The 13,941-nt window shown below is 63.5% G+C and carries 15 protein-coding genes; 11 read left to right on the top strand and 4 right to left on the bottom strand.

Features of this window, described 5'->3' with window-relative positions; all coding sequences use genetic code 11:
* Positions 1-56: 56 nt before the first annotated feature.
* Genes ribH through EJ077_RS18620 form a run of 3 tightly spaced genes read left to right on the top strand, consistent with a single transcriptional unit; the run spans position 57 to position 2,256 of the window.
* A complete protein-coding gene (gene ribH, locus EJ077_RS18630) occupies positions 57-551 on the top strand; it encodes a 6,7-dimethyl-8-ribityllumazine synthase (RefSeq protein ID WP_208695568.1) in 495 nt (164 codons plus the stop codon).
* Positions 548-1,048 (top strand): transcription antitermination factor NusB, encoded by a 501-nt coding sequence (gene nusB / locus EJ077_RS18625; protein WP_127281214.1) that lies wholly within the window; start codon positions 548-550, stop codon positions 1,046-1,048. Before ribH ends, nusB begins: the two co-directional genes overlap by 4 nt.
* Positions 1,045-2,256 carry an MFS transporter gene (locus EJ077_RS18620; protein ID WP_208695567.1) on the top strand — a complete coding sequence of 404 codons (1,212 nt, stop codon included), beginning with the start codon at positions 1,045-1,047 and terminating at the stop codon, positions 2,254-2,256. Before nusB ends, EJ077_RS18620 begins: the two co-directional genes overlap by 4 nt.
* A gap of 14 nt (positions 2,257-2,270) precedes the next feature.
* On the opposite strand, the gene EJ077_RS18615 is transcribed toward EJ077_RS18620, so the two are convergent.
* Positions 2,271-2,843, bottom strand: coding sequence for an NADPH-dependent FMN reductase (locus EJ077_RS18615; protein WP_208695566.1), 573 nt, complete (start codon positions 2,841-2,843; stop codon positions 2,271-2,273).
* 252 nt (positions 2,844-3,095) lie between these two features.
* On the opposite strand from EJ077_RS18615, the gene EJ077_RS18610 reads away from it, so the two are divergent.
* The 6 genes from EJ077_RS18610 to EJ077_RS18585 all read left to right on the top strand — a co-directional run bounded on the left by EJ077_RS18610 (position 3,096) and on the right by EJ077_RS18585 (position 10,318).
* Positions 3,096-3,974 (top strand): ABC transporter substrate-binding protein, encoded by an 879-nt coding sequence (locus EJ077_RS18610; RefSeq protein WP_245458786.1) that lies wholly within the window; start codon positions 3,096-3,098, stop codon positions 3,972-3,974.
* A 41-nt stretch (positions 3,975-4,015) separates the two neighbouring features.
* A complete protein-coding gene (locus EJ077_RS18605) occupies positions 4,016-5,179 on the top strand; it encodes an ABC transporter permease (RefSeq protein WP_208695564.1) in 1,164 nt (387 codons plus the stop codon).
* Positions 5,176-6,114 (top strand): ABC transporter ATP-binding protein, encoded by a 939-nt coding sequence (locus tag EJ077_RS18600; protein ID WP_208695563.1) that lies wholly within the window; start codon positions 5,176-5,178, stop codon positions 6,112-6,114. Before EJ077_RS18605 ends, EJ077_RS18600 begins: the two co-directional genes overlap by 4 nt.
* Positions 6,111-6,860 (top strand): ABC transporter permease, encoded by a 750-nt coding sequence (locus tag EJ077_RS18595; RefSeq protein WP_208695562.1) that lies wholly within the window; start codon positions 6,111-6,113, stop codon positions 6,858-6,860. Before EJ077_RS18600 ends, EJ077_RS18595 begins: the two co-directional genes overlap by 4 nt.
* Positions 6,861-7,016: 156 nt before the next feature.
* Complete coding sequence (locus EJ077_RS18590; protein WP_208695561.1) at positions 7,017-7,985, top strand: hypothetical protein; 969 nt, start codon at positions 7,017-7,019, stop codon at positions 7,983-7,985.
* 191 nt (positions 7,986-8,176) lie between these two features.
* Positions 8,177-10,318 carry a sodium-translocating pyrophosphatase gene (locus EJ077_RS18585; protein ID WP_208695560.1) on the top strand — a complete coding sequence of 714 codons (2,142 nt, stop codon included), beginning with the start codon at positions 8,177-8,179 and terminating at the stop codon, positions 10,316-10,318.
* A 97-nt stretch (positions 10,319-10,415) separates the two neighbouring features.
* Here EJ077_RS18585 and EJ077_RS18580 read toward each other — a convergent pair whose 3' ends face one another.
* The 3 genes from EJ077_RS18580 to EJ077_RS18570 all read right to left on the bottom strand — a co-directional run bounded on the left by EJ077_RS18580 (position 10,416) and on the right by EJ077_RS18570 (position 12,655).
* Positions 10,416-11,420: a glycosyltransferase family 2 protein gene (locus EJ077_RS18580; RefSeq protein ID WP_245458450.1), complete on the bottom strand. Its 1,005-nt coding sequence runs from the start codon at positions 11,418-11,420 to the stop codon at positions 10,416-10,418.
* Between the two features lies 1 nt (position 11,421).
* On the bottom strand, positions 11,422-11,967 hold the full coding sequence (locus tag EJ077_RS18575; RefSeq protein ID WP_208695558.1) for a dTDP-4-dehydrorhamnose 3,5-epimerase family protein: 546 nt from the start codon (positions 11,965-11,967) through the stop codon (positions 11,422-11,424).
* Between the two features lie 175 nt (positions 11,968-12,142).
* Positions 12,143-12,655, bottom strand: a complete 513-nt coding sequence (locus tag EJ077_RS18570; RefSeq protein ID WP_208695557.1) for an outer membrane protein assembly factor BamE — start codon at positions 12,653-12,655, stop codon at positions 12,143-12,145.
* A gap of 114 nt (positions 12,656-12,769) precedes the next feature.
* Here EJ077_RS18570 and EJ077_RS18565 point away from each other — a divergent pair, with 114 nt between their 5' ends.
* Together EJ077_RS18565 and EJ077_RS18560 are read left to right on the top strand one after the other, a co-directional pair.
* Entirely contained in the window at positions 12,770-13,312 is a 543-nt protein-coding gene (locus tag EJ077_RS18565) for a ubiquinol-cytochrome C chaperone family protein (RefSeq protein WP_208695556.1), read from the top strand.
* A 3-nt stretch (positions 13,313-13,315) separates the two neighbouring features.
* Entirely contained in the window at positions 13,316-13,864 is a 549-nt protein-coding gene (locus tag EJ077_RS18560) for a YceD family protein (protein WP_208695555.1), read from the top strand.
* Positions 13,865-13,941: the final 77 nt, after the last annotated feature.

Below are 13,941 nucleotides of genomic sequence, written 5' to 3'. Positions count from 1 at the left end.
CCGCTTGCGATCAATCCGGCTTCGGCCTAAGTCACCGGCAACCCCCGGAGACTTCTATGGCTGGCATATCCCAACACGGCAAAGCCTTCATTCGCCCGAAGGCGAAAGCGCATTTGCTCATCATCGAGGCGCGCTTTCACGACGACCTTGCCGACGCGCTGCTCGACGGCGCGACAAGCGCGCTCGAGGAGGCAGGCGCGACTTACGACGTCGTCACTGTTCCTGGTTCGCTGGAAATTCCCGCGGTGATCACCTTCGCGCTCGACGGCATGGCCGAAGGCGGGACGGGCTATGACGGTTTTGTCGCGCTCGGCACCATTATCCGTGGCGATACCTATCATTTCGACATCGTCGCCAATGAGTCCAGCCGTGCGCTCATGGACCTGTCCGTGCAGGAATCGGTCTGCATCGGCAACGGCATCCTGACCACCGAGAACGACGCACAGGCGTGGACGCGGGCCAAGCGCTCGGAAGGCGACAAAGGTGGCTTTGCCGCGCGCGCGGCGCTGACCATGATCGCGCTGAAGGAACGATTGGGAGCGCGATCGTGAGCGAACCCGCTTCGCCAGGACAGCCCGCAGTGCGCCACGCCAACAAGCGCGGTGCTGCCCGTCTGGCCGCCGTGCAGGCGCTCTACCAGATGGATGTCGCCGGCAGTGGCGTGTTCGAGATCACCGCCGAGTACGAGGCGTTCCGCCTCGGCAAGGAAGTCGACGGTGCGCTCTACCGCGAGGCGGACGCGCAGTGGTTTCGCGCCATCCTGACGGGCGTCGTCGAGAACCAGAAGACCATTGATCCAATCATCCGCCAGGCGCTGACTGACGACTGGCCGCTGTCGCGTCTCGATTCCACGCTGCGTGCCATTCTGCGCGCGGGCGTCTATGAACTGATGAAGCGCGATGACGTGCCTGTCGCGGTCATCGTCACCGAATATGTCGATATCGCCAAGGCCTTCTACGAGGAAGACGAGCCGAAGCTGGTCAATGCCGTGCTTGACCGTGTGTCACGCCGCGTGCGTGGCGAGGGTCGCGGCAAGGACGCTTCGTGACCGCCATCGCCGTCGAGGCGGGCAGGGAGGCGCGCCGCACCGCGCTGATTCTCGCCGCCTCGCAGGCGATCATCGGCTCGGCGGCCCCCATCGCCATCTCCATGGGCGCATTGGCCGGGCAATATCTGCTCGGCGCCGACAAATCCCTGGCGACGGCGCCCATCACCGGCTTCAACCTCGGCGTGGCGCTCGGCGCCTTGCCGGCTGCGGCCATCATCCGTTGGCTGGGGCAGCGCGGCGGCTTCATGACCGGAACCGTAGTCACCGCGCTCGGCGGGCTGGTCGCCACCCTGGCATTGTTCCATGGCAGCTTCTGGCTGTTCGCGTTCGCGCTGCTCGTCATCGGCGTCGGCGGCGCCTTCGTCCAGCAATTCCGTTTTGCCGCGGCCGACAACGCGCCCCCGGCGTTCAAGGCGCGCGCCATCTCCTTCGTGCTCGCCGGTGGCATCATCACCGCCATTCTCGGGCCGCAGATCGTCATCTTCACCCGCGAATTGTTCGCGCCTGTCATGTTTGCCGGTTCCTTCGCTTCGATCCTGCCGCTGGCGGCTGTCGGCGCCATCATCCTGTCGTTCCTGCGCTTGCCGGCGAAGACCGCGAGCAAGGTGGACGTTGCCGACGGCGATGCCAGACCTCTTTCCGAAATCGTTACCAAGCCGCGTTTCGTCGCGGCGCTCTTCTGCGCCGTGGGCAGCTACGCGCTGATGAGCTTCGTCATGACCGGCGCACCGCTTGCCATGGTTGGCTGCGGCCTGTCCGAGGACGATGCGACGCTGGGCATCTCCTGGCACGTCATGGCGATGTTCGGGCCAAGCTTCTTCACCGGCTCGCTGATCCATCGCTTCGGCGCCGAGCGCATTGTCGCCACCGGCCTGCTGTTGCTGATCGGCTGTGCCGTCGTTGCCTTGTCGGGCCTGGCGCTGTGGCAATTCTGGACAGCGCTGATCCTGCTCGGTCTCGGCTGGAATTTCGCCTTCATCGGCGCTACCGCCATGGTGGCCGCCAGCTACCACCCTTCCGAAAAGGGCAAGGTGCAGGGCTTCCACGATTTTGTCCTGTTCGGCTCCGTCGCCTGCGCGTCGCTGATGTCGGGCATGGTCTACAACGCCTGGGGCTGGACGATGCTCAACTGGATGATCTTTCCGGTCGCCGCGCTTTGCTTCGTGGCCCTCGGCGCGCTGAAGATCACAAGCTTGCGGCCGGCTTGACGCCTATCCGTCAGCTATGCGTCCGGCGGCAAAACCTGAAGCACCCGCGCTATGAACATATGGAACTCAGCCATATAGTTGCGCAGGAAGCCCTCGGTGGATTCAACCGTCACCTCGCCCTCATCCGTGATCAGCCCCGGCGTGAACTGGATATAGGCTTCGGGCGCATTCATCTGCGGCGAGTTGCAGAAACTCAGAACGCTGCGCAGGCTTTGTTGGGCGATAGCGGTCGCGATGGCGCCCGGCGATGTTCCGATGACGGCGGACGGTTTGCGCGCGAATGAATTCTTGCCGTAGGGGCGACTGGCCCAGTCGATTGCGTTCTTCAGTCCGCCGGGGATCGAGCGGTTGTACTCCGGGGTGACGAACAGCACGGCCTGGACCGAGGCGATCGCCTTTTTGAAAGCCTGGGCGGCGGGTGGGAAATTGGCGTCGTAGTCGTAACTGTAGAGCGGCAGATCCTTGAAACCGATTTCCGTCATTTCGAGCTCGGGAGGGGCAAGTTGAACGAGAGCCTTCGCGAGCTTGCGGTTGATGGATTCCCGGGCAAGGCTGCCGATGAGATAACCGACCTTGTGTATGGCCATGACACGCTCTCCGTGTTCGCCGCCCGCACCCTCGCGGCATTATCCACCCGATGGCGGCCGATCGCCAGCCCGCTGTTGCCGCCGGGCCGACATCGGCGCGTCCGGAACAAAAATATTGCGCTGATCACCCTTCTTATGAAACCGTGTGCCCCGACTGGCCGTTGAAGCCATGCTCATATGCGGCCACCGCATTCCGGTTCATAGCAAGGGATTTTCACAATGTTTTCAGTCAAGGTTCTGGCCAGCGCGGCAATGGCGCTTGCCATCACGGCGGCTTCCGCGAGCGCTCAGGTCGTTGTCTCCTCGAAGATCGACACCGAGGGTGGCGTGCTCGGCAACATTATCCAGCTCGTTCTCAACGCCAACAACATCAAGACCACGGATCGCATCCAGCTCGGAGGCACGCCGGTGGTGCGCAAGGCGATCACCGCCGGCGAGATCGACATCTATCCCGAATACACCGGCAATGCCGCCTTCTTCTTCGAGAAGGCCGATGATCCCGCGTGGAAGGATGCCGCCAAGGCCTATGAGACGGCCAAGAAGCTCGACTACGACGCCAACAAGATCGTCTGGCTGTCGCCGGCGCCGGCCAACAACACCTGGGCGATCGCCCTGCGCAAGGAGGTGACGGACGAGAACAAGCTCGTCACGCTCTCGGACTTCGGCAAATATGTCGCTGGCGGCGGCAAGGTGGTGCTGGCGGCCTCCGCCGAGTTCGTCAATTCGGCGGCAGCCCTTCCAGCCTTCCAGACCACCTATGGCTTCACACTGAAGCCTGATCAGCTGATCACCCTCTCGGGTGGCGACACGGCCGCGACCATCGCGGCGGCCGCCAACCAGACCAGCGGCGCCAATGCCGCCATGGTCTACGGCACCGATGGCGGCATCGCACCATCGGGCCTCGTCGTGTTGACAGACGACAAGGGCGTGCAGCCGGTCTATCAGCCAGCGCCGATCATCCGCGAAGCCGTGCTGAAGGAGCATCCGGAGATCGAGACACTGCTGAAGCCGGTTTTCGCCAAGCTCGATCTTGTCACCCTGCAGGAGCTCAATGGGCGCGTGCAGGTTGGCGGCGAGCCGGTCAAGGGCGTCGCCGAAGACTTTTTGAAGAAGAACGGGTTTTTGAAGTAGCTGCGCGTCGAAAAGTGACGTCAGTGCGAGGCAAACGCGTCATGACCCTGCGTTTCGACAAGCTCGGCGTGGTCATCGCCGCTATCGCTGCCTATGCCGCTTTCCTCGCGCCCTTCGCCACCTTCCGCGCCAACCGCATCGTACCCGGCCAAGCGCGCTCGATTCTTGAAGCTCTGCCGGCAACGACCGGTCCACTGCTTTTGGCGATCCTCGTTCTGGCTGCCCTTGTCGCCTTGTTCAGGACGCCGCTCATCTTGCGCCTTGCAGCCAGCGTCGTGGCGCTTGTCGCGCTGGCGCTGCTCATCGGCGTCGCCGGCACATTCCTCACTCCGGCCGGCAATACCTTTGCCCGGGTTTCGCCGGCCTCCGGCTTCTGGATTCTCATCTTCGCCTTCACGCTTTTGCTCGCCGATGTGCTGACCAGGCTCAATCTGTCGCCCTGGGCGCGCGTCGGCGTGCTTGTCGTTGCGGCGCTAGCCATCGGCTTGCTGCTGATTTCGGGACGCTGGGACAGCCTCTCGATCCTCAAGGAATATTCCAACCGCGCCGACAGCTTCTGGGCCGAAGGCTCCAAACATGTGACCCTGGCGCTCGGCTCGCTGCTTGCCGCGGTGATCGTCGGCCTGCCGCTCGGCATCCTGTGCCACCGCGTCGAAAGCCTGCGGGCCGGCGTGCTCAACGTCTTGAACATCATCCAGACCATCCCTTCGATCGCGCTGTTCGGCCTGCTGATCGCGCCGCTCGGCTGGGTCGCAACCCATGTGCCGGGCGCCGCCGCGCTCGGTATCAGGGGCATCGGCACCGCGCCTGCTTTCGTGGCACTGTTTCTCTATTCGCTGCTGCCGGTGGTGGCCAACACCGTGGTCGGGCTTGCCGGTGTACCCCGCGCGGCCAACGATGCCGCGCGCGGCATGGGTATGACCGACCGGCAGCGCCTGTTCGGTGTCGAGTTTCCGCTGGCCTTTCCGGTGATCCTGACCGGTATCCGCATTGTCCTGGTGCAGAATATCGGCCTTGCGACCATCGCCGCGCTGATCGGCGGCGGCGGTTTTGGCGTGTTCGTGTTCCAGGGCGTCGGCCAGACGGCGATGGACCTGGTGCTGCTCGGCGCGGTGCCGACCGTGGCGCTCGCCTTTGCCGCCGCCATCATCCTCGACGCGGTGATCGAAATGACCGCCACCAAGCGCAGGGTAGAAACGGCATGATCGAGATCGAAGGCATCACCAAGCGCTATGACGCGACGACGGTCGTCGACAACGTTTCGATGGTCATCGAGCCGCGCACCATCGCCGTCATCGTCGGCACCTCGGGTTCCGGCAAGACGACGCTGCTGCGCATGATCAACCGGCTGGTCGAGCCGACGTCAGGCATCATCAAGTTCGACGGTGCCGACAATCGATCGGTGCCCGGTTACGAACTGCGCCGCAGCATCGGCTATGCCATCCAGGGCCACGGCCTGTTTCCGCATCGCACCGTGGCGCAGAATATCGCCACCGTGCCGGTGCTGCTTGGCTGGGACAAGGCGCGCATCAAGGCCCGCGTGGATGAACTGATGACGCTCTACCAGCTCGACCCCCAGGAGTTCGGGCCGCGCTATCCGCACGAACTGTCCGGCGGTCAGCAGCAGCGCGTCGGCGTGGCCCGCGCGCTCGCCGCCGAGCCCAACGTGCTGTTGATGGACGAGCCGTTCGGCGCGCTCGACCCAATCATCCGCACCAAGGCGCAGGAGGATTTGCTGGCGATCCAGAAGCGCTTCGGCACCACCATCATCCTCGTCACCCATGACATGGAGGAGGCCGTGCACATGGGCGACAGGATCGCGGTGATGGATGCCGGCAAGCTCGTGCAATATGCAAGGCCGGCGGAGATCCTGGCGAGACCGGCCAACGCCTTTGTCGAGACGCTGGTCGGCGCCAGCGAAAGGCCGTTCAGGTTGCTGTCGCTCGGGCGGGTGCGCGATGCCGTGGAGCAGGGCGGGGCCGAAGGCGAGGCGATCCCGGGCGATGCCAGCCAGCGTGACGCGCTCGCGGAACTTCTCTGGTCCGGCAGGCCGGCGCTGCCGGTGAAAGGCGCCGACGGCAAGCCGCTCGGCCGCGTCACGGTGGATGGCTTGGTCAAGCGGGCGGCGAGGCCGGCATGAAAGCCGGGCTGCCTCTGCTGCTCAGGCTTGCGCTGGTGGTGTTGCTCATGGTCTTCATCACCAGCCCGGGTTGGTTCGAGCCGTTGCTGAAGCCGCTGACCGAAAACAATGCGCCCGCGATCTACAATCAAGGCAGCCTGCTGACGCTGACGCTGCTGCATCTGCGCACCGTGCTGATCGCGACCGTCGCGGCCACCATCGTCGCTGTGGCGCTTGCTATCCTGGTGACCCGACCTGCCGGCGCTGAATTCCTGCCGCTGTCGCGCAGCCTGGTCAACATCGGCCAGACCTTTCCGCCGGTGGCGGTGCTGGCGCTCGCCGTGCCGGCTGTCGGGTTCGGCGAGAAGCCGACGTTGATCGCACTGTTTCTTTATGGCCTGCTGCCGATCTTCGAGAACGCGCTGACCGGGCTGACGACGCTGCCGGCCAATGTCGTCGAGGCGGCGCGTGGCGCCGGCATGACCGGCTGGCAAAGGCTCACCAAGGTCGAACTGCCGCTCAGCGCGCCGATCATCCTTGGCGGCATCAGACTGTCGGTGGTGATCAGCCTCGCCACCGCGACCATCGGCTCCACGGTGGCCGCCAGGACGCTCGGCGAAGTGATCATCGCCGGCCTGCTGTCCAACAATCTGGCCTTCATCCTGCAGGGCGGCGTGATCGTTGCGGCACTAGCAGTGCTGATCTATGACGGGCTGTCGGCGGTCGAGCGCTACGCGGCGCGCAAGATGGGCAGGGAAGTGGAGTAGCTGTCAGCGCGGTTGGTGGCTGGGCAAAGTGGTCGAGAATTGCCGCCAGAGGCGCCGTCTTCCCAAGGCCCTTGCCATTGTCTTGAAAATTGCAACGCTTGTTCAACGAAAGTGAGTGCAAGGCGCAGGCTCAACAGCACCAGGTGAGGCAGGAAGATGGATTGGCTGGCAGGCCTCGGTCGCGGACTTTGGCGCTTCGGTCAAGCAAGGCCGGCGCGGCCAGTCGGCTTCCCGATAGCCGTCCTGTCGTTCGACAGGCCGGACTATCTGCGCCAGGTGCTCTACAGCCTTCGCCCGCAGATCGCGGAGCCGGACAGGGTGATACTGTTTCAGGACGGCGGCTGGAACCGCTGGAGCGGGCGCCAGAAGGGCAGCACCGAACTGATTGCGCGGTGCGTTGCCGTCTTTCGTCGGATTATTCCGTGGGGAGAGGTGGCGGAGGCGCCGGAAAACCTCGGCATCGCGCTGAACTACGAGCGCGCCGAGCGTCACCTGTTCGAGGACTTGCGGGCGGAAAAGGCACTGTTTCTCGAGGATGATCTCGTTCTCTCGCCCAACTACCTCGGCGTTGTCGGGCAACTCCTCGATTTCGCCGAGCAAGACAAGCGCATCGCCTATGTCGCGGCCTACGGTGATCTCTGGGCCGGCCGGCGCAGTCAGCGGCGCCGGGCACACGACCTAATCCCGATGCACGAGAACTGGGGAGCCGCGCTAACGCGATCCGCCTGGCTGGCCGAGCGGCCTTTTCGCAAGCAGTATCTGGAACTGGTCTGCGATTGCGACTATTCGAAGCGTGATCACGAGACGATCAAGGCTTTCTATTCCAGCCGCGGCTGGAAGAATACGTTCACCAGTCAGGATGCAGCCCGCTGGGTAGCCTGCGCCGAACGTGGCGCGGTTCGTGTCACCACCTTCCCCTGCCACGCCCGCTATATCGGCATGCGCGGCGAACACTCCACACCCAAGCTGTTCAAGACGTCGAAGTTCGACAAGACGGTGGTGTTCAGGGGCACTCCGCCTGATTTGGCCGCGCCGACGGACGATGAGGTGGCACGGTGGCTGGCTGCAGAGCGTCAGCGCTTTCAGGGCGGCGGCGAGCCATTCTATGTCGGGCACGGCCGGTGAGCTTAATTTAATCGGTTTGCAAGAAAGCAACGCGGCGAAAGCCGGGCAAAAATCGAACAATATCTTGACGTTCGCAGCCCTGTTTCGCATACACCGATGCGAAGAGGGGGATTCCCTGCACGGGATTCCGTCTTTGTCTCAACGGCCCAGGGAGGGGTTCTTTTGGGCCAACAATCGAGGAAAACCCGGCAATGACCATAATTTCCGCCGTCATCGCCTGCGGCTTGCTGTCTGTCCTTTACGCCATATGGGCGACACGTTCGGTCCTTGCGGCCGATCAGGGCAACGCGCGCATGCAGGAAATCTCCGCCGCCATTCGCGAAGGCGCGCAGGCCTACCTGGCACGCCAGTACACCACCATCGCCATCGTCGGCGTGGTCGTGCTCGTGCTCGCCTGGTGGCTGCTGTCGATCACCGCCGCCATCGGCTTCCTGATCGGTGCCGTTCTGTCGGGCGCCGCCGGCTTCATCGGCATGCATGTTTCGGTGCGTGCCAATGTGCGCACCGCGCAAGCAGCTTCCAACAGCCTTGCCGCCGGCCTCGACATCGCCTTCAAGTCGGGGGCCATCACCGGCATGCTGGTGGCTGGGCTGGCCCTGCTTGGCGTTTCGATCTACTACCTCATCCTTACCCAGTTCCTCGGCCTCCAGCCCAACGACCGCATCGTCATCGACTCGCTGGTCTCGCTCGGCTTCGGCGCCTCGCTGATCTCGATCTTCGCCCGCCTGGGCGGCGGTATTTTCACCAAGGGCGCCGATGTCGGCGGCGATCTGGTCGGCAAGGTCGAAGCCGGTATTCCGGAGGATGATCCGCGTAACCCGGCCACCATCGCCGACAATGTCGGCGACAATGTCGGCGACTGCGCCGGCATGGCCGCCGACCTGTTCGAGACCTATGCCGTGACGGTTGTCGCCACCATGGTGCTGGGCGCCATCTTCTTTGGCGGCACCGCAATCCTTGGTGCGGCGATGCTCTATCCGCTCGCCATCTGCGGCGCCTGCATCCTGACCTCGATCGTCGGCACCTTCTTCGTCAAGCTCGGCTCCAACGGCTCGATCATGGGCGCGCTCTACAAGGGCCTGATCGTGACCGGCCTGCTGTCGATCGTCGGCCTCGGCGTCGCCACTTCGGCCACCCTCGGCTGGGGCGAGGTCGGCACGGTCGCCGGCATCGTCATCACCGGCAAGAACCTGTTCATCTGCGGCCTCATCGGCCTCGTGGTGACCGGCCTTATCGTGGTGATCACCGAATACTACACCGGCACCAACAAGCGTCCGGTCAACTCGATTGCCCAGGCATCGGTGACCGGCCATGGCACCAACGTCATCCAGGGCCTCGCGGTCTCGCTGGAATCGACGGCGCTGCCGGCGATTGTCATCGTTGGTGGCATCATCGCCACCTACCAGCTCGGCGGCCTCTACGGCACGGCGATCGCCGTCACCACCATGCTCGGCCTTGCCGGCATGATCGTGGCGCTCGACGCCTTCGGCCCGGTCACCGACAATGCCGGCGGCATCGCCGAAATGGCGGGCCTGCCCAAGGAAGTGCGTCACTCCACCGACGCGCTCGACGCGGTCGGCAACACCACCAAGGCGGTAACCAAGGGCTACGCCATCGGTTCGGCCGGCCTCGGCGCATTGGTGCTGTTCGCGGCCTATTCGAACGACCTGAAGTTCTTTGCCGCCAATGGCGACAAGTATCCTTACTTCCAGGGAATGGGCGAAATCTCCTTCGATCTCTCCAACCCTTACGTCGTCGCCGGCCTGATCTTCGGCGGCCTCATTCCCTACCTGTTCGGCGGCATCGCCATGACGGCCGTCGGCCGCGCGGCCGGCGCCATCGTCGAGGAGGTGCGCAAGCAGTTCCGCGAGGATCCGGGCATTATGGCCGGTACCTCGAAGCCGAACTATGCGCGCGCCGTCGATCTCCTGACCAAGGCGGCGATCCGCGAGATGATCATCCCGTCGCTGCTGCCCGTGCTGGCGCCGCTCGTCGTCTATTTCGGCGTACTGCTGATCTCGGGCTCGAAGGCGTCCGCCTTCGCCGCCCTTGGCGCCTCGCTCCTCGGCGTCATCGTCAATGGCCTGTTCGTTGCCATCTCGATGACCTCGGGCGGTGGCGCCTGGGACAACGCCAAGAAATCGTTCGAGGACGGTTTCACCGACAAGGACGGCGTCAAGCACCTCAAGGGCTCCGAGGCGCACAAGGCGTCGGTGACCGGCGACACCGTCGGCGATCCCTACAAGGATACCGCCGGCCCGGCGGTCAATCCGGCAATCAAGATCACCAACATCGTGGCCTTGCTGTTGCTGGCGGTGCTCGCGCACGGCTGAGCGGAAGCCGGAAACTTGAAATAGCTCAACGCTTGAAATCAAGAACCCGCGAGGAGCGATCCTCGCGGGTTCTTATTTGGCCCGAAGGCACCATGCTTCAGCTGCCGTCCGGCTTGGCTCCATCGCTCTCGGCCCGCCTGCGGTAGAGGGCCAGCATCTCGTGCACTTCCGGCTCGCGCGAGGGGGCCGCCGGCAAGCCGCGTATCTGACGCACCCTGGTGACGAAGGCGCCACGGGCGTATTTGCGACGAAACTCCCTCGCTCTCGGATGGATGCCGCATGCGGCCAGAAACCGGCGTTTCAGATAGGTGGATTTCTTCAAGGGGCGAGGGGACTCGGCCGCGGCGAGAATTTTCACACGCAGGAGGTCGGGCATTCGCATGGCTTTGACCAGTTCCTCCTGTTCAACCGCCGTGTCCTCGACATAGCTGCCCGCGCGCGTGCCGGAGAACAGGCTGAGCACGGTCAGATGCGGCATGGTCGCGATTGCAGCCCCCTTTCGCCATGCCCGGAAGAGCCAGTCCTGCGAGCTTTCGCAAAAGCATTCGCTCGCAGGGCGCCAGAGGCCGAGCCAACCCAGCGATGGCCGCCGGACCATCTGCGCCGATCCATAGCCTGCCGTGATGACGGGATCGTAGAAGCCGTGCTTGCCGACCCCGAAGATCAGATTCTTGACAGGATCGCCTTTGGACGCTGGTTCGATGATAGCGCCTCGAGCGATGACGACATCGGCACTGTTCGCATCGATCCATCCGGTCATTGCCGCGAGGTGGTCGGGAAACCAGAGATCGTCATGATTGAGCAAGGCGACAAACCGGCCGCGCGCCCTGGCAAAACCGATATTGTTGGGGCCAGATTGTTCGCCGAAATTGACAGGCAGCTCGATATAGGCGATGCGCGGATCGGCGAATTCGGCGATGACCGCCGGTGTCTCAGGGCGACAGTCGTCGCCGATCACCAGAATTTCAAAATCCTGCAGGGTCTGGCGCAAAACGCTGAACAGCGCCTGTCGCAAGGCCGCGGGACGATTGTGGGTGGCAATCACCACCGAGACGAGCGGCGCGCGCTGCCCCGTTGCATCGGAGAGGGGCGATCCTTCCACGCTACACCAGCTTGTAGGGGATTTGTTCGGTGTCCGGTGGCAGGCGCCAATGGTCTGGCGCGTCGTAGGCATAGGCCTTGTCGACGAGATTGAGCAGCAGCGCGATCTCAGGACCGAGCGCCGTCACACCGTGCCACACGCCGGGCGGGATGACGACGATCGCGGGCCGCAGCGCGCCGAGTATCTTGTGCCAGACCGCGCCGAAACTGGGCGAAGCCTTGCGGCCATCGTAGAGCGATATGCGCACGCTCCCGGCACAGCAGAAAAGCCGGTCCAGCGTCGCCTTATGCGCATGCCAGCCGGTTACCGCGCCTGGATACATCGTGCGTTGAAACACCTGGCCGACAGGTGATGGATCAAGTCCCCACTCGTCCCGAAAAATCTCGGTCAGATAGCCGTTGGACGTTGCGACCGGCCTGATTTCCTTGATCCTGACGCCGTCGATTGACGGCGGATCGATAGCAAGCCAGTCCGATGTCACTGTCTGCCGGTCGGGTGTCCCCATCGTCATCCAGCCATCCGGCACCGCACGGTCGTCACTGCTCATGTCCAAGCCCCAAGCCTGGCCGGTTGATATGGGTTTGCCACATTCCTGACAAGCCGGCTCCTCATCGGCCAAACAAAAACCCGTGAGATCGCTCTCACGGGTTTTCGGTCGCCTGAGACATTTCTGTTCCCCAAAGTCAGGGAAGCAGGATTCTAGGTGAGCAGGAATCTAGAAATCAGGGGGTGCCGCCGGGCATGCTGGGTGCCAGCTTGCTGGCGCCGTTGATGATCTGGCTGAGGAAGTTCTGGTCTTTGCCGCCGGTCGGCGTGGTGCGCGAGATGAAGTCGAAGATCTTGCCGTCCTTCAAGCCGTAATTGGCGATCTGGGTGACGCGGCCGTCCGCACCGAAATAGACCGCGAGCACTTTCTGGTCGACGAGCCTGGGCTTGTCGAAGGCGACATAGCGTTTGCGGGTTTGCGAAATGTAATAAAACGCCTCGTTGTCGAACGTCGCCGTCGTCGATGGCGTGCCAAGCGCCAGAAGCACCTGTTCGCGGCTGGAACCGACGGGCACCGAATCGACGGCCTGCTGATCGTAGACATACCCTTGCGTGAACGTTTCGCTGGGACTGAGGTCGCCGATCATCTTGTTGGTGTGGCATGCCGAGAGCGCCGATACGACAACCAGCAGCGAGATCGCGCCGGCGGGCCTGGACGAGAAGGTCGACTTGAAATTCAGCGCGCGCAACAACAATTCTCCATTATATCGCCGCAACTTGCGCTGGGCCGCAAAACCGGTAAACCAGCTTGCTTGCCGATGCAACAAGGCCAATTCAACAAACGGTCCCCGGAGACCATCCCCATGTTCCAGCGCCTTTTTGGCCGCGAACGCCACGCCAACCGCGCCATCACCGACGCGCTTTACGCACAAATCGTGGCGGCGGCGCGGCAGACTGTTTTTTATTCCCATTGGAATGTGCCGGACACGCCGCTCGGTCGTTTCGAGATGCTTTCGCTGCATATGTTCCTGGTCCAGCACCGCTTGCGCGGCGAGGACGGCGTGGCGCAGGAAATCTCCCAGGTGCTGATCGACGAGTTCTTTCTCGATGTCGATCACTCGCTGCGGGAACTGGGCATTGGCGACGTCGGTGTGCCAAAACGTATGAAGAAACTGGCGAAGATGTTCTATGGCCGCACCGCCGCCTATGATGATGCGCTGGAACGAGACGATGATGATGGTCTGACCGCGGCACTTGCCCGCAATGTCCGTCCCGACGCCGGCGCCTGGCCGGAAGCATCGCGTTTGGCCGGGTATGTCGCCGACGCCAGCCGGAAACTGAGTGCGCAGCCGACCGAATCGATCGTTGCCGGCACTGTGGCATTTCCAGGAGCCAACGGAGGCTGATCGATGAAACACGCCGATATGCAAAGTCCGGTATCCTTTTTCGCCAATGTCGCCCGGTTGCCGCAGAAGGGGCTGCCCGTGGTGGTCGAGGCCGACCCCGCACAGCGCGCCGCACTCGCCGAGGCGCACGGGCTGCTGTCGGTCGAAGCCTATCGCGCCGAACTGCTCGTTACGTCGTGGAAGCGCAATGGCGTCAAGGTCAGCGGCCGTGTCGAGGCAGACATCACCCAGGCCTGCATCGTCACGCTCGACCCCGTCCAGGCACATATCGATGAGCCGGTCGAGGCGCTGCTCCTGCCCGAGGACTCCAAGCTCGGACGGCAGGGATTCGATGGCGGCGGCGAAATTCTGCTCGACGCGGATGGGCCCGATAGCCCCGAGACATTTTCGGGCGACACCATCGATGTCGGGGCGCTTGCCGAACAGTTCTTCGGATTGGCGATCGACCCGTATCCGCGCAAGCCCGGCGCGTCGCTTGATGCCGGTGACGACACCGGATCCGCGGAGAATGAATTTCAGCAAAAACTGCGATCCTTGCTGGGAAAATCCTGAAAACCTCGCCCGCGACGGAAAAGTCGGTTGTGCGACAGCCTAAAACCGCTATTTTCGCCGAGCCTTTGCGATCGCTA

Origin of the sequence: Mesorhizobium sp. M8A.F.Ca.ET.057.01.1.1 (assembly GCF_003952565.1) — a bacterium.
Classification (GTDB): domain Bacteria; phylum Pseudomonadota; class Alphaproteobacteria; order Rhizobiales; family Rhizobiaceae; genus Mesorhizobium.
This window is presented reverse-complemented; position numbering and strand designations above follow the sequence as displayed.